This is a genomic window from Amycolatopsis tolypomycina, from assembly GCF_900105945.1.
Lineage (GTDB): Bacteria > Actinomycetota > Actinomycetes > Mycobacteriales > Pseudonocardiaceae > Amycolatopsis > Amycolatopsis tolypomycina.
The window spans coordinates 6409166-6424233 of record NZ_FNSO01000004.1 but is presented as its reverse complement, the minus strand read 5'-3'; the positions used below and the strand labels follow the sequence as shown (position 1 = coordinate 6424233).

Below are 15068 nucleotides of genomic sequence, written 5' to 3'. Positions count from 1 at the left end.
CTCGGCAAATCATCGACGCTGCAGAGTAGGACCGATCCGACGCGCGGATCAAGCATGGTGGCCGGCCGCGGAGTCCGGTTGGGGCGGTTCGTGTGGCGTTGGGGTGACCGGGTTTTCCTCGCCACGTCGAAAACCTCGAACATCCAACGAGGACCGGGCCCCCGCGCGACGTCCGTTGACTTCGGGCCGCCTCGGTGGTTCTCTCGCTGAGAGCGCTCCCAGTCATCCGTTCGTGCCCGACGAGTGAGGATGGACTTCATGACAGCTCGACGTCTGCGCTGGGCAGCGTGGCCGGTGACCGCCGTGCTCGCCGCGGCGGTGGCAAGCTTGCCCAGTACCGCCGGGGCGGCGACCGCGCCCACGGCGACGGTCACCGTCAACGCCCGAGCCGGGCTGGCGACCATGCCGGACACCGGGATCGGCATCAACCACGCGGTCTGGGACAGCCAGCTGGGGACCGACGAGGTGGCCGACCTGTTCGGTGCCGCCGGCGTCCGCACGATGCGTTACCCCGGTGGTTCCTACGGCGACATCTACCACTGGAAGGACAACACCGCGCCGGGCGGGTACGTGGCGCCGAACACCGATTTCGACACCTTCATGGGCGGGGTCCGAAGAGCCGGGGCACAGCCGATCATCATCGCCAACTACGGCACCGGCACGCCGGAGGAAGCCGCGGACTGGGTGCGGTACGCCAACGTCACCAAGGGCTACGGCGTCAAGTACTGGGAGATCGGCAACGAGCTGTACGGGAACGGCCACTACGGGGCGAACTGGGAAGCCGACAACCACGCCGACAAGAGCCCGACGGCCTACGCCAACGGAGTCGTGGCCTACGCCGACGCGATGAAGGCCGTCGATCCGGGCGTCAAGATCGGCGCCGTGCTGACCACCCCGGCGAACTGGCCGGACGCCATCGTCGGCGCCGGTGACACCGCGAGCTGGAACCAGACCGTGCTCTCGATCGCGGGCCCGCACATCGACTTCGTCATCCTGCACTGGTACCCCACCGGGGCGACCGCGGCGGAAGCCATCGCCAAGCCGGAGCAGATCGACGACATGATCTACCAGACGCGCGAGCAGATCACCCGGTACGCGGGCGCGAACTCCGGGCGCATCGGCATCTCGATGACCGAAACGAACACCCCGGTGGGCATGAACACCCAGCCCGGCGCCCTGTTCGCCGCCGAGACCTACAGCTCCCTGCTGGAAAACGGCGTGTTCACCATCGACTGGTGGGACACGCACAACGGGCCGACGAAACTGTCCACTGTGGCCGGATACCCGGACTACGGTGACGGCGGCCTGCTCTCCAGCGGCACGTGCCTGGAGGGCGGCGCCTGCGAGCCGCCGCTCAACACGCCGTTCGCGCCCTACTACGGCCTGAAGATGCTGAGCAAGTTCGCGCGGCCCGGCGACCAGTTCGTCCGCGCCGGGGCGGACGACCCGCTCGTCGACGCGCACGCCGTCCGCCGGCCGAACGGCGACCTCGCCGTGCTGCTGCTCAACAAGGACCCCGACCAGGCCAGGGCGGTGACGCTGGACTACGCGGGCTACACGCCCGCGGCCGGCGCGCCGCAGGTGTTCACGTTCACCAACGGTGCCAGGGATCTTGCGGAGTCGGCGACCGGGACGAGCACGTCCCAGACGCTGCCGCCGTACTCGCTCACCACCCTTGTGTTGCACCCCGCGATCGCCGCGTCCGGCGCACCGGGAACACCCGGGCAGCCGTCCGGGACGGCGACCGACCGGACCGCGACGATCAGCTGGCCCGCGGCCGCGCCCGGCGCCCACCCGATCGCGAAGTACGAGGTCTACCGGCAGGTGGGCGCGGTGAGCGAGCAGTGGGGTGCGACGACCGGCACGTCACTCGACGTCGCAAACCTCGTGCCCGGCAGCCGCTACACGATCAACGTCCTGGCCCGCGACACGGCCGGCAACGTGTCGGCGGCCTCCCCACCGCTGACGTTCACCACCGGCGCACCGGCGACGAGCAGCTGCACGGTCCGGATGACCGACGTCACCGACTGGGCAAGCGGCTTCGTCGGCGGGATCAGGGTGACCGCGACCGGGGTGGTGGGCAACTGGACACTGACGTTCGCCTGGCCGACAGCGCGGCAGCGCCTCACCGGCGGCTGGAACGGCACGTGGGCGCAGAACGGGACAACGGTGACGGTGTCGTCCTCAGCCCCGACGGCAACGGGGGTCGATGTCGGGTTCACCGCAGACTACAGTGGACCGAACATCCTGCCGACGGCGTTCACCCTCAACGGAGTCCTCTGCGCACTGGGCTGACCTTCGCGGCCGGCCTTGCTTGAGTGAGTCAGGCAAGGCCGGTTGCGGCAGGCTTATGTTGTCCTGCCGGGGTTTCGTGGTTATGCCCGATCGAGTGATGCCTGTGTGTTCGATGGTCGGTAGTTTGGAGGTATGACCGGCAACGCGGCTCACTCCTCCTCCGAGGCGGTGGCATTCGCCGACCGCATCGGTGAGCTGCTCACGACCATACGCTCCGCCGAGGCCGAGCTTGGTGCGCTGCTGGTGGACATCGAGCAGCGTGGGGTGATGGAGCTGTTCGGATACCGTTCTGTGGCACGGCTTCTGGAGCACCTCGGCGACGAGCCGAAGCCGACCGTGGAACGTCTGGTGAAGCGTGCCCGCTTGGTGAATCCCGGCCGCAACCTCGATGGCAGCCCGATTCCCGCCCTGGCACCCGCGACCGGTGCTGCTGCCCGGGCTGGGCGGCTGAGCAACCCGATGATCGACGTGATCACCGATGTCCTGACCCAGGTTCCGCCCGAACATCGGTTGAGTGCCGAGGCCAACCTGCTCACTTTCGCCGAGGAGGCCGGGCACAAGCAAGTTGCCGCTCTCGGTGCCCGCATCCTCGCCCACCTCGTCCCCGACGGCCCCGCCCCCGACGACACCGAGCCGGTGGCGCCGACGCGGGAGTTGTTCCTGCGCCGGAAAAGAACCGGGGTATGGGAGCTGAGCGGCCGGTTCGACGACGAGACCGGTAAGCGGGCCAGTGCGTTGCTGGATGCGTTGGCCGAGCGCCGCACCGGCGACGACGGCCCCGACTTCCGCACCACCCCGCAGCGCTACGGGGATGCTTTCTCCGACGCCGTGGATCTCGCCCTCAACTCCCCGGACCTGCCGATGCAGGCTGGGGAACGGGCCCACGTGATGGTCGCGGTGTCGTTGGAGGACTTGAAGTCCGGCGTCGGGAAGGCCACGCTCGGCGACACCGGGACGATGACTGCTGCTGAGGCCCGGGTGCATGCCTGCGATGCCATGGTCATCCCTGCGCTCCTGGGTGAGAAGAGCGAACCCCTCAACCTCGGCCGCCTCCGCCGGTTGATCTCTGCTGGGCTGCGCCGGGCCCTCTTCCTCCGCGACCGAGGCTGCGCCTTCCCCGGATGCCACCGGCCACCCCGGCATTGCCAAGGTCACCACATCCGCCACGTGCGCCATGAGGCGCGTGTTTATCCGATCGGAGGTGCAAGACCTCCGACGCTGGATCGTCACAGCGGTTCGGTGAAGCTGAGGGCAGCCTGACCTGCGGGAATGGGCAGGTTGAGGTGGCAAGCGGCCCTGACAAAGTCGAGTCGTGCCAGTATCGCCAGATGGTGCGGGCTCGGTGAGCGAGACGAGAAGGTATACGAATAGGAATCAGTGTCTGAAGCCTCGTTATGTGGAGCCGACTCGAACCTGGCGGATATGGGTCGGTAGTGCAGTGCGCGTGAACCAAGTGGTAGGGGTAGCGTCCGCCCGGGAATTGTTCTCGGGCAGCCTGTGGAGAAAGTCTGTGGCGTATTCACAGGGACTGCCGGGGTAAAGCTGGGTGCCTCACTCGTCGATCGGGAACACGTGAACATGGGAACCACCGCAAGCCTTCCATAAACGGGTCACAGCCGGTGGTCTGATGACGGATAGGCGCATTGCCTGCCGAGAGGCTTGCGATGGGGCGGAGTCGCCGTAGTACTCCGAGGACGGGAAAGCCGTCCACATGGGGAAGGGCGGCAGCGAGACGAAGCAGGGAAGTTGAGGTAATGCCAGAAGAAGCCTCACCGGTGAACATCGGTGATCTGCTGTTGGTGCCGTTCACCGCAGGGCAGCGGGTACTGGGAATGCAAACGAAGCTGCACCGTTGGGCGGCGGCCGATCCCGGCCGCCGGTTTGATGATCTCTATAACCTCGTGGCCGACCCCGCATTCCTCGTCACGGCGTGGGAACGGGTGTCGGGGAACACCGGAGCACGCAGCGCGGGTGTCGATCGGCGGACTGTCCGCTCGATCACCGAATCGAAGCTGGGTGTTGTCGGGTTGTTGGAGGAAATCCGGGCTGATCTGAAGGCTCGGGCGTTCCGTCCGCTCCCGGTCCGGGAACGGCACATTCCCAGAACCGGCGGGAAGACGCGCCGGCTGGGGATACCGACCGTGACCGATCGGGTCGTTCAAGCCTCGCTGAAGCTGGTCCTGGAACCGATCTTCGAGGCCGGGTTCCGGGACTCTAGTTATGGTTTCCGGCCCAGGCGCCGGGCCCAGGACGCCGTCGAGGAGATCCGCCACTATGCCCAGCAGGGCTATGAGTGGGTCTTCGAGGGCGACATCGCCGCCTGTTTCGACGAGATCGACCACACCGCCCTGCTCGGGCTGGTGCGGAAACGGATCAAGGACAAGCGGATCCTGGAGCTGATCAAGGCGTTCCTGCGCGCGGGAATCCTCAGCGAGGACGGCGCCGACCGGGACACCCATTCCGGAACCCCTCAGGGCGGCATTCTGTCGCCGCTGCTGGCCAACATCACTCTCTCCGAACTGGACGACTATTTCCACCAGATCTGGGAGAACCACAGGAACTCCTGGACCCGGGCGCGCCATCGCCAACGCGGCGGCGCAACATTCCGGCTGACCCGTTATGCCGACGACTTCGTCGTCCTGGTCAACGGAACCCGAGACCACGCGGAGAAACTATGGGATGAGATCGGTGCGATCCTGGACCGGATCGGGCTTCGGCTCGCCCCGCAAAAGACACAGATCGTGCACATCGACGAGGGATTCGACTTCCTGGGATTCCGCATCCAGCGGCACACTCAATACGGAAGCGACCGGAAACTGATCTACACCTATCCGTCGAAGAAGTCGATGACTTCAATCAAACGGAAGGTGAAGGCAGCGACCAAGCGGATCACCCATCAGGACGCGGACCGACTGTTCCGGCAACTCGGGACGATGACCCGCGGATGGGCCCAGTACTTCCGGCACAGTTCCTCCAGCAAGGCCTACCACCATCTCCAGCACTACCTGTGGTGGCGGGTCTGGGAATGGCTGAAGAACAAACACCCCCGCACTAGCAGACGGTGGATCATCCGCCGCTACTACAACCGGTGGTGGCCGGAATACAACAGTGTCGCACTCTGGCAACCCGCCACGATGACCATTCAGCGTTATCGCTACCGGGGCCACCGGATACCGACACCATGGGACAAACCAGGCGTCTCGCCTGCCTGACGGCGACTCGTGGAGAGCCCGGTACTCGGAAACGGGTACGCCGGGTTCGGGAGAGCGGCAGGGGGAAACGACCCGGCGAAATCCGGACACCGCGCCCCCTGCCGACTCTCACTGGGCAGACGGCGGCCCCACAAACTTGAACAACCTGATCCTGATGTGCGCCCACCACCACCGGCTCCTGCACCGCTCCGGCTGGGAAGTCCGGATCGCCACCGACGGCCTCCCCGAATTCCTCCCACCCGCATTCATCGACCGACGCCGAAAACCCCGACGCAACAACATCCACGAACCCCTGCCATTCGCAGCCTGAACACGGGAAAGGCCCGCAGCCACACGGCTACGGGCCCACACCCACGGGCGGTTCACCCCAGCCCACGTTCGGGAAACAACCCCATCGCCAGCAGGAACCCACCGCCCTGACTACCCAGCCTTCCAGCGCCACCACGCCGTCGCCCGTGTCGACCATGTCGTCGGCGCTGTAGAGCTGTCCGCCGATCGTCCGCGCCGTCATTCAGGACGTCGGGCGGCGGAAGAGGCCGGTGAGGAGGAAGGGCACGCCGAACAGACCGTCGGCGGGTTCGCTGTTCATGGCCCGCAGTTCGACTTCGGTGTAGCCGTCGAACAGGTGGCGCAGGTCGTCCGGGGTGTAGGCGAGGCCGCCGTGGAGGCTGCCGTCCCGGTAGAGCTGGGCGTCGGGGACTTCGGTGCCCGAGTCGGGGTCGCCGGTGCCCGCGGCGAAGCAGGTGAGGCTGCCTCGGAGCCCCCTTGTCCACAACCGGGCCGGGCTGTGGACTAGTGGAGTCGAACGGCGGCTTCGGGCAACTTCTCGTCGGATGGGCCCGATACGCTGGAGCGGGGACGGACCCCCTGGGAGGGCGGGTCCTGGCCAGATGCCCGAGCCCAGGCGATCGCGGCCGGCGAGAGGTCGACGGCGTCCACTTCGTACCCTGCGGCGGCGAGGCGGAGCGCGTTGCGGCCCGGCCCGCAGCCGAGCTCCAGGGCGCGGCCGCCGTGGAGGGGGCCGTTGCGGAGCCAGGTGTCGAGGCTCTCGTCGGGGAGGTCGGCGAAGAACGGGACGGGCCGGCCGCGGTCGGCGTAGAAGCGGTCCCACCAGTCCGGGGCGGCGCGGTCGTCGAACAGGCCGTCGAGCAGCCGCAGCAGGTCGTCGACGGTGCGGACGTCCCGGTTCACCGGCGGCTCTCGACGCGGTCGCGCACGGCCCGCAGCTCCTCGCCGACGACCGCCATCTGTGCGGCGACCGCCGCCGGGTCGGTGTCCGCGGGGAAGAACAGGCTGAAGATCAGTTCGGCGCCGGTCAGGTTCGGCACGACGCGGGTGAACAGGCCCAGGTTCGGGGAATCGGCACTGACAACGTCGACGACGCCGTGTTCGGCCGCCACACGCACGGCAACCCGCTGAGGGCCGTTCTCGGTGTGGACGCGCCAGATGTCGTCATGGTCATGGTCGACGGCGGTGGCGAAGCCCGGCGCCCATTCGGGAATGTGCCGCGGATCGGAGAGGTACTCGACAACCCGCGCGGGCGGGGCGGCGACGGAGATGGTGCGCGTCTGGGCGCGTCCTGGGTTCATGCCGGAAACGATACGCACCTGCGTATGATTTGTCGACGCGTAAAATCCTCCCGGTGAACGAGGACGACGATCTCGGAGCCCTCTGCGCCGGGGCGGGCCGCAGCCTGGCCGAAGCCGAGCGCCCGGTGCTGGCGAGGTACGGGCTCTCGATGTGGCAGTACGTCGTGCTGTCGGCACTGGCCGCGGGGGCGGCGCCGAGCCAGCTGGTGCTGGCCCAGCAGATCCGCTACGACAAGACCCGGTTGATCGCCTTGCTGGACGCTTTGGAGGCGGAGGGCCTGGTGGTCCGCGCGCCGGACCCGGCCGACCGCCGTGCGCGAGTGGTCCGGTTGACACCGGAGGGCATCGAGCGGCACGCGGCGGTGCGATCGGCGATCCGCGAGGTGGAGGACGCGAAGCTGGCGGGTCTGCCGCCGGAGACTCGCCGGGTACTGCGGTCGGCCTTGGCGCACCTGGCCAACTCGGGTTGACGGCACCGGCGGCGGCCGACGGCGCAAGCCGGCCATCGAAGGGAACGAAGCCGGCGGTAGGCGGCGCAAGCTGGCCACAGCCACGCACGAACCGGCGGCCGGCGGCGCAGGCCGGCCACTGAGTCAACGAAACCGGCGGCCGGCGACGCAAGCCGGCCAACGACGTCACCAGACCTCCCCCGCCCCTCATCCCAGCCGCAGTTAAGTCGACGACCGGGTTTGTCAAGGCACGCTTTTGAAGTGCTCCGATGTTTCCGGACACGTCTTCCAAGTAGACTGCTGGAGGATCCGGAGGAGTGTTTCATGGTCAGGAGACAGCGAAGGTATTCGCCGGAGTTGAAGGCGGAGGTCGTCAAGGCGGTCCTCGAGGGCGGGTCAAGTTTCAGTGAGGCGGCCCGGGATTTCGACCTGGTCCCGCAGACGGTGCATAACTGGGTGACCGCGGAGAAAAAGAGGAGAGACGCGGCCCGGCCGGCCGGGGCCGGGGGCCGGGAAGCTGAACTGGAACGGCGTGTCCAGGAGCTGGAACAGGAAAACGCGTTCCTGAAAAAAGCGGCGGCCTTCTTCGCGAAGGAACAACGGTAGCGCGACGCTACGCGTGTATCGCGGCGGAGAAGGCCCATTTCGATGTCACCTGGATGTGCCGGTTGCTCGGCGTGTCCCGTTCGGGGTTCTATGACTGGGAGCGCCGGGTGGTGTCGGCGCAAGCGCGGCGCCGGGAAATGCTGACGGCGCAGATTCGGGCGGTGTTCGACTCTTCGCATCGCACCTACGGGTATCGGCGGGTGCATGCGGAACTGCAGCGCAGTGGCGTGCGGGTGGACGACGAGCTGGTGCGGCGCCTGATGCGCACCGCCGGCCTGCTTCCGGTGCAGGTCAAGCCCTGGCGGGGGCTGACCGTAGCCGGCCGCGCCGCAGGCACGATCCCGGACCTGCTCGGGCGGGACTTCACCGCGCCGGCGCCGGGGGCGAAGATGGTCGGTGACATCACGCAGGTCAACACCGGCGAAGGCCCGCTGTTCCTCGCGACAGTGATCGACTGCTATTCGAAAACCATTCTGGGATGGAGTGTGGACAAGCGCTACGACACCGGCCTGGTATCCGCGGCCATGACAATGGCCGCCGACCGTATCCCGTTGCCCGAGGGGGCGATATTCCACTCCGACCGCGGCAGCCAATACACCTCCTACGCGTTCTCTCGCCTGCTGGGTCAGGAAAATATCCGGCAATCGGTCGGGCGGACCGGGATCTGTTACGACAACGCCATGGCCGAATCCTTCTTCGGAAAACTCAAAGCAGAATGGATACACCACCGCACCTTTGCCACCCGGACCGAAGCCCGCCGCGAGATCATCAAGTTCATCGAAGGCTTCTACAACACACGCCGGCTACATTCAGCACTCGAATACCGGCCACCACGCGAAGTACTCGACGAATGGTTCACCCAACACCAAGCAGCATGATATAGTCTGCTTGAGCGGCGTCCGAAATCTTCGGAGCACATCACTTTCCCGCCTTGACAAACCCGGGCGGCGACTGACAATCCGAGAGGAGGGGCGGGGGAGGTCGGACCCGCAGCCCTGCCGCGGCAGAAAAGAAAAAGCTGTCCTCGCCGGACGGGCAGGCTCCGGGATGGCCACCCGTCTCGCTGCCATCTCACGTTGGCGAGGTGGGCCGCTGGGTGGTCATCCCGTCGCCTGGACGAGGCCATTTCACGGCCTCAGGCGACGGGATGACCACCAAGCTCCTTCATGGGGTCAAGCTCCCGCGGGGCGGATCACCTCGTCCGCCACCCACTGTGCCGCCCCCTGTGGATACGGGTCCGCCAACCCCAGCACGAAATGTCCGAAGCCCGCGTCGCGTGCCTCCGCTATCTTCTCCCGTGTTTTCGCCGGGTGCTCGTAGCTCACCGGGAGGAAGATCGATCGCGTTATCTGGGCCGGGTCGCGGCCGATCTCCGTGCAATAGCCGTCCAGGGCGCGGCTTCTGGCTGCCAGGTCTGCTATGTCGCCGGCGCCTGGGATGTTCCATATGTTTGCGTGCTTGGCCGCTACTCGCAATGTTGCGCTTGCTCGGCCGCCTATCACTATGGGTGGGTGGGGGCTCTGCAGTGGGTGGGGGTTTCCGTACGCTCCGGTCAACGAAACGTGCTTGCCTGAGAAGTCGAACGGTGAGTCGGATGTCCACAAGCGACGGATCACCGTGCATGCCTCCGCCAGTGCCGCTACCGCGTCGGCCTGGTCGTGGTACGGCAGGCCGTGTGCGTCGTACTCTCGCCGGGCCAGGGGGTGGCTTGGCCGGGAGCCTGCGCCGATGCCGAAGTCCAGGCGGCCGCCCGAGATGATGTCGACCGTTGTTGCCATCTTTGCCAGCATTGCCGGGGGGCGGAAGCGGTTGCTGGTGACCAAGAGGCCGACTCGCATCCGTGCCGTCTGGGCCGCCAGGGCCGAAAGCAGTGTCCAGCCCTCGAAGATCGGGCCTGACGGGTCGCCCGCTATCGGCATCAGGTGGTCGAACAACCACGCGTGCTCGATCTCCGGGACCTTGTCCGCTTCGCGCCAGACGCGCAGGATCTCGTCGTAGCCCACCTGCTGTGGCGCGGTCATGATGCCGAAGCTCATCGGCGCCGCCGCAGGGTCGGGTCGAGCAGGGCCGGTGGGGTGTCGAACTTCTCGTCCGGGGCCAGGTCCACGCCGGGCGCGACGATGGTGTCGATCTCGTCCAGGATGTCCGCCGACAACACCGTGTCGGCCGCCGCGAGCTGGGAATGCAGGTGGGCGAGGGTGCGGGGGCCGATGAGCGCGCTCGTCACGGCGGGGTGTGCGGTGACGAAGCCGAGGGCGAGCTGGATCAGCGTGAGGCCCGCCGCGTCGGCCACCTTGACCAGCTTTTCGACGGCGTCGAGCCGGGCGCGGTTGGCCGGGATGCCGAGGTCGAAGCGCTGCGGCAGGACCTTGGCGCGGTTGCCGCTGAACTCCCGGCCCGCGCGGACCGCGCCCGACAGCCAGCCCGACGCCAGCGGGCTCCAGGCCAGCACGCCCATGCCGTACTCCTCCGTCACCGGCAGCACGTGGGCTTCGATGCCGCGCTGCAGGATCGAATAACTCGGCTGCTCGGTGACGTACCGGCCCAGGCGGTGCTCGCGGGCCGCCCACTGCGCCTGGACGATGCGGTACGCGGGGAACGTCGACGACCCGAAGTAGCGGATCTTGCCCGCGCGCTGCAGGTCCGTCAGGGCGGAAAGCGCTTCCTCGTCGCTCGTCGCCGGGTCCCAGCGGTGGATCTGGTAGAGGTCGACGTGGTCCACGTCGAGGCGGCGCAGGCTGTCGTCGAGCGCGCGGACCAGCCAGCGGCGCGAGTTGCCGCGGTGGTTGCGCTCCTCGCCCATCGGCATGGTCGCCTTCGTGGCCAGCACGATGTCGTCGCGGCGGCCGGCGATCGCCCGGCCGACCAGCACCTCCGACTCGCCCTGGCCGTACATGTCCGCGGTGTCGATCAGGTTGACGCCGGCTGCCAGTGCGGCGTCGACGATGGCGGTGGCCTCGTCCTGGCCGGTGTTCCCGATGGCGCCGAAGTTCATCGCGCCGAGCGCGAGGGTGCTGACCTGGACGCCGGTGCGGCCCAAGGTGCGGTACTGCATGGGGGATGCCTCCGTGGCAGGATGAGCAAACGGAACGTTGCTCCGCTAACGATACGGAACACGGTTCCGCTTAGCAAGGAGGATCGGGTGAGCAAGCCCAAGCGCGCGGATGCCCGGCGCAACGAGAAGGCGTTGCTCGACGCGGCCGCGGCGGTCTTCGTCGCCTCGGGCGTCGACGCGCCGGTGCGTGACATCGCGGCCAAGGCCGGCGTCGGGATGGGCACCATCTACCGGCACTTCCCGACCCGGGCGGACCTGATCATCGCCGTCTTCCGGCACCAGGTGGACGCCTGCGTCGAGGCGGGCCCGGCCCTGCTGGCGTCGAGCCCGACCCCGTACGCGGCGCTGGTGCGGTGGATTGACCTGTTCGTCGACTTCCTGGTGACCAAGCACGGGCTCGCCGGCGTGCTCCAGGCCGACAACACCGGTTTCGAGGCGCTGCACGCGTACTTCCTGGACCGGCTGGTGCCGGCGTGCGGCGAACTGCTCGACGCGGCGATCGCCGCCGGCGAGGTCCGGGCCGAGGTGGCGCCCCTGAACCTCATGCGCGGGGTCGGCAACCTCTGCGTCGGCGCGGACGACCCCAGCTACGACGCGCGGGGGATGGTGAAGCTGCTCGCGGCCGGGCTGCGGTGCGGGACCATGGACGCATGACGGCGTGGCGGGAGTTCGAAGCGGCGGAACCGGAGTTCGCGGCACGGGTGCGCGCGTTGTTCGACGCGCACAAGCACAAGACGATCGCGACCCTGCGGGCGGACGGCTCGCCGCGGATCTCGGGGATCGAAACGGTCTTCGAGGACGGCGAGCTCGCCTTCGGGTCGATGCCGAACGCGCGCAAGGGCGCGGACCTGCGGCGGGACCCGCGGTTCGCGCTGCACAGCGCGACGGTCGACCCGGTCGAGGGCGCCGAGGCGCAGTGGCCGGGGGAGGCGAAGATCGCCGGGCGGGCGCGTACCGAAGACGGCGAGCGGTTCGTGGCCGACGTCGCCGAGGTTGTGCACACCCACCTGAACGCGGCCGCGACGCTGCTCGTCGTCGAGTGGTGGACGCCCGGCGGCGGCCTGCGCAAGGTCGAGCGCGAATAACTCCCGTTCGGGCGGTTTCGGGCAGCGCCGCGGCGGGAGATTAAGTCAACTGCTTGACTTAATCGTGGAAGGCCGCCATCCTCGGGACAGGGGACATTCACCAACGAGAGGCCCGTGATGACGCCAAGCCACACCGACCAGCTGCCGCGTTTCCCGTTCGAGGCCGCCTCGGCGCTGGAGCCGCCCGCCGAGTGGGCCGAGTTCCGCGAGAAGTGCCCGGTCGCGCGCGTCGCACTGGCCAGTGGCGACGAAGCCGCCCTGATCACCCGCTACGACGACGTCAAGAGCGTGCTGTCCGACCCGCGCTTCACCCGGCCGACCGCGGGCGACAACGCGGCCCGGGTCGCGGACACCGAGTCGGGCGGGGTGTTCAACAGCGAGATGGCGTCCGTGCTCCCGCAGCACGGCGAAGACCACCTGACGTGGCGCCGCATGATCGGCAAGTGGTTCACCGCCAAGCGGATGAACGCGCTGCGGCCCGGGATGGCGGCGATGGCCGAGCAGCTCATCGACGAGATGGTCGCGAAGGGCGCGCCCGGTGACCTCAAGGCGGGCCTGGCCTTCCCGCTGCCGGTCTGGGTCATCTGCGACATGCTCGGCGTGCCGGACACCGACCGCGACCGGTTCGCGCACTGGTCCGACGTCATGCTCAGCATGACCCGCTACACCCAGGCCGAGTTCGACGCGGCGCAGGCGGAGTTCGGCCGGTACATGGGCGGGCACATCGCGGCCAAGCGGGCCGAGCCGGGCGACGACATCCTCAGCGCGCTGATCGCCGACGGCGACGGCTGGTCCGACGCGAAGCTCGCCGCCACCGGCATCGGCCTGCTCATCGCCGGGCACGAGACCACCGCGAACATGATCGCGAAGATGACGGCGATGCTGCTGGCCGACCGGAGCCGGTGGGAGCGGCTGCTGGCCGACCCGTCGCTGGTGCGCACGGCGGTCGAGGAGGCGCTGCGGGCGGACGCCAACGCGGGTGTCGGCATGACGCGCTACCTGACCGAGGACTTCGAGGTCGGCGGCACGGTGCTGCCGGCGGGCACCACGGCGATGTGCAGCATGGCCGCGGCCAACCGCGACGAGGGCGTCTTCGCCGACGCCGCCGGCGTGGACCTGGGCCGCAGTCCGAACCCGCACCTGGCCTTCGGTGCCGGCGCGCACGCGTGCCTCGGGCAGCCGCTGGCCCGCACCGAGCTGCAGGTCGTGCTGGAGGTGCTGCTGCGCAAGCTGCCGACGCTGGAGCTGGCGGTCCCGGCGGGCGAGCTGCGGCGGATCGAGGGGCTCGCCGTCGGCGGCCTGCGGGAACTGCCCGTCCGCTGGTGACGGACTCGGCTCGCGCCGGTCACGAAGCAATCCGAACGAAAGGAACCACCATGAAGGTCACCGTGGACGAAGCCAAGTGCTGCGGAGCGGGCACCTGCGTGATGCTCGCCCCGGACGTGTTCGACCAGCGCGACGACGACGGCATCGTCATCCTGCTCGACGAACACCCCGGCGAAGAGCTGTACGCCACCGTCCGCGAGGCGGCGAGCGTGTGCCCGGGCGTCGCGATCTCGGTCAGCGAGGACGCGTGACCACTCCCGGCGACGTCCTGGTCGTCGGCGCCTCGGCCGCCGGGCTCGCGACCGTGGAAGCCCTGCGCCGCAAGGGCTACGCGGGCCGGGTGACCGTGCTGGGCGCCGAGGCGCACCTGCCCTACGACCGGCCGCCGCTGTCCAAGCAGGTGCTCGGCGGCAGCTGGGCACCCGAGCAGGCGCAGCTGCGGACGCCCGCGGCACTGTCCGCTTTGGACACCGAGTTCGTGCTCGGCGACCCGGCGGTGCGGCTGGACGCGGCCGCGCGGACCGTGCACACGGCGGCCGGGCGGGCCCTGGCCGCGGACGCCGTCGTGCTCGCCACCGGGTTGCGGCCGCGCACCCTGCCCGGGCAGGACGGCCTCGGCGGCGTCCACGTGCTGCGCACCCTCGACGACGCGCTGGCCCTGCGTGCGGAGCTCACGCCGGACAGGCGGGTGGTCGTGGTCGGGGACGGCGTGCTCGGCGCGGAGATCGCCGCGACCGTGTGCGCGGCGGGCGTGCCGGTCACCCTGGCCGGTCCCCAGCCCGCGCCGCTGGCCTACCAGTTCGGGCCACTGGCCGCCGGGCTGCTCGCCGAACTGCACGCGAGCCGGGGTGTCGACCTGCGGCTCGGCTCCGCGGTCACCGGGCTCGCCGCGGAGGACGGCCGCGTCACCGGGGTGTGCCTGGCGACCGGCGAGGTGCTGCCGGCCAACGTCGTCGTGGTCGCCTTCGGCGCTGCCCCGGCGACCGAGTGGCTCGCGGGCAGCGGGGTGCTGTGCGACAACGGCGTCGTCTGCGACTCCCGCTGCCGCGCGGCGGACGGGATCTACGCGGCGGGCGACGTCGCCCGCTGGCACCACGAAGGCCTCGACGCGCTGCTGCGGCTGGAAAACCGGACCAACGCCACCGAGCAGGCGGTCGCCGTCGCGGGGAACATCCTCGACGAGGACCGCCCGTACACGCCGGTGCCGTACTTCTGGACCAACCAGTTCGACGCCCGGATCCACGTGCACGGAACGCTGTCCGCCGACGCTGAGGTGTCCATTGTGGAGGGCGACCCGCGTGAGGGCCGGTTCGTGGCGCAGTACCGCCGCGGGGGTGCCGTCACCGGCGTGCTCGGCTGGAACATGCCCAAGCAGGCCCGGCTGCGCCGCCAGGACATCGCCGGAGCTGTCCTCGCCGGGCGGCCCTAGCGGAATGCGAAACCCGCCATCC

Annotated in this window: 15 protein-coding genes and 2 pseudogenes; 12 read left to right on the top strand and 5 right to left on the bottom strand. The window is 68.9% G+C overall.

The features are described 5' to 3' along the window. The first annotated feature begins 258 nt into the window (after positions 1–258). The 4 genes and pseudogenes from BLW76_RS38970 to BLW76_RS50165 form a co-directional block, all read left to right on the top strand. Positions 259–2295, top strand: coding sequence for a cellulose binding domain-containing protein (locus BLW76_RS38970; protein ID WP_244170521.1), 2037 nt, complete (start codon positions 259–261; stop codon positions 2293–2295). A 132-nt stretch (positions 2296–2427) separates the two neighbouring features. Next, positions 2428–3555, top strand: coding sequence for an HNH endonuclease signature motif containing protein (locus BLW76_RS38965; protein WP_091316964.1), 1128 nt, complete (start codon positions 2428–2430; stop codon positions 3553–3555). A 494-nt stretch (positions 3556–4049) separates the two neighbouring features. After that, positions 4050–5507, top strand: coding sequence for a group II intron reverse transcriptase/maturase (gene ltrA, locus BLW76_RS38960; RefSeq protein ID WP_167384878.1), 1458 nt, complete (start codon positions 4050–4052; stop codon positions 5505–5507). Between the two features lie 109 nt (positions 5508–5616). Beyond that, positions 5617–5817 (top strand): annotated as a pseudogene (locus BLW76_RS50165) (HNH endonuclease signature motif containing protein); the annotation flags it as partial. A 201-nt stretch (positions 5818–6018) separates the two neighbouring features. Here BLW76_RS50165 and BLW76_RS49335 read toward each other — a convergent pair. From BLW76_RS49335 to BLW76_RS38945, 3 genes are read right to left on the bottom strand one after another with little or no spacing between them, the layout of a single operon-like run. After that, positions 6019–6282: a hypothetical protein gene (locus tag BLW76_RS49335; RefSeq protein WP_091316960.1), complete on the bottom strand. Its 264-nt coding sequence runs from the start codon at positions 6280–6282 to the stop codon at positions 6019–6021. A gap of 17 nt (positions 6283–6299) precedes the next feature. Further along, positions 6300–6698, bottom strand: coding sequence for a class I SAM-dependent methyltransferase (locus BLW76_RS49330; RefSeq protein ID WP_091316959.1), 399 nt, complete (start codon positions 6696–6698; stop codon positions 6300–6302). Next, a complete protein-coding gene (locus BLW76_RS38945; RefSeq protein ID WP_091316957.1) occupies positions 6695–7096 on the bottom strand; it encodes an SRPBCC family protein in 402 nt (133 codons plus the stop codon). Before BLW76_RS38945 ends, BLW76_RS49330 begins: the two co-directional genes overlap by 4 nt. Before the next feature lie 53 nt (positions 7097–7149). On the opposite strand from BLW76_RS38945, the gene BLW76_RS38940 reads away from it, so the two are divergent. From BLW76_RS38940 to BLW76_RS38930, 3 genes are all read left to right on the top strand, one after another. Next, positions 7150–7566 (top strand): MarR family winged helix-turn-helix transcriptional regulator, encoded by a 417-nt coding sequence (locus BLW76_RS38940; RefSeq protein ID WP_091316955.1) that lies wholly within the window; start codon positions 7150–7152, stop codon positions 7564–7566. 303 nt (positions 7567–7869) lie between these two features. Next, positions 7870–8151, top strand: a complete 282-nt coding sequence (locus BLW76_RS38935; RefSeq protein ID WP_091316954.1) for a transposase — start codon at positions 7870–7872, stop codon at positions 8149–8151. Positions 8152–8168: 17 nt separating this feature from the next. Continuing rightward, positions 8169–9029: an IS3 family transposase gene (locus BLW76_RS38930; protein WP_244170719.1), complete on the top strand. Its 861-nt coding sequence runs from the start codon at positions 8169–8171 to the stop codon at positions 9027–9029. Between the two features lie 294 nt (positions 9030–9323). On the opposite strand, the gene BLW76_RS38925 is transcribed toward BLW76_RS38930, so the two are convergent. Together BLW76_RS38925 and BLW76_RS38920 are read right to left on the bottom strand one after the other, a co-directional pair. Then, the gene (locus BLW76_RS38925; RefSeq protein WP_091316950.1) at positions 9324–10187 is read right to left on the bottom strand and encodes an LLM class flavin-dependent oxidoreductase; all 864 of its coding nucleotides are present in this window, start codon (positions 10185–10187) and stop codon (positions 9324–9326) included. Continuing rightward, entirely contained in the window at positions 10184–11206 is a 1023-nt protein-coding gene (locus BLW76_RS38920; RefSeq protein WP_091316948.1) for an aldo/keto reductase, read from the bottom strand. The genes BLW76_RS38925 and BLW76_RS38920 overlap by 4 nt, the downstream gene beginning before the upstream one ends. An 87-nt stretch (positions 11207–11293) precedes the next feature. On the opposite strand from BLW76_RS38920, the gene BLW76_RS38915 reads away from it, so the two are divergent. The 5 genes and pseudogenes from BLW76_RS38915 to BLW76_RS38895 all read left to right on the top strand — a co-directional run bounded on the left by BLW76_RS38915 (position 11294) and on the right by BLW76_RS38895 (position 15046). Then, on the top strand, positions 11294–11860 hold the full coding sequence (locus BLW76_RS38915; protein ID WP_244170520.1) for a TetR/AcrR family transcriptional regulator: 567 nt from the start codon (positions 11294–11296) through the stop codon (positions 11858–11860). Next, the gene (locus tag BLW76_RS38910) at positions 11857–12291 is read left to right on the top strand and encodes a pyridoxamine 5'-phosphate oxidase family protein (RefSeq protein ID WP_091316945.1); all 435 of its coding nucleotides are present in this window, start codon (positions 11857–11859) and stop codon (positions 12289–12291) included. The genes BLW76_RS38915 and BLW76_RS38910 overlap by 4 nt, the downstream gene beginning before the upstream one ends. 117 nt (positions 12292–12408) lie before the next feature. Then, on the top strand, positions 12409–13617 hold the full coding sequence (locus BLW76_RS38905) for a cytochrome P450 (RefSeq protein ID WP_167385057.1): 1209 nt from the start codon (positions 12409–12411) through the stop codon (positions 13615–13617). A 50-nt stretch (positions 13618–13667) separates the two neighbouring features. Then, positions 13668–13799: pseudogene (locus BLW76_RS38900) on the top strand (ferredoxin); the annotation flags it as partial. A 65-nt stretch (positions 13800–13864) separates the two neighbouring features. Next, on the top strand, positions 13865–15046 hold the full coding sequence (locus BLW76_RS38895) for an NAD(P)/FAD-dependent oxidoreductase (protein ID WP_091316940.1): 1182 nt from the start codon (positions 13865–13867) through the stop codon (positions 15044–15046). Positions 15047–15068 lie beyond the last annotated feature (22 nt).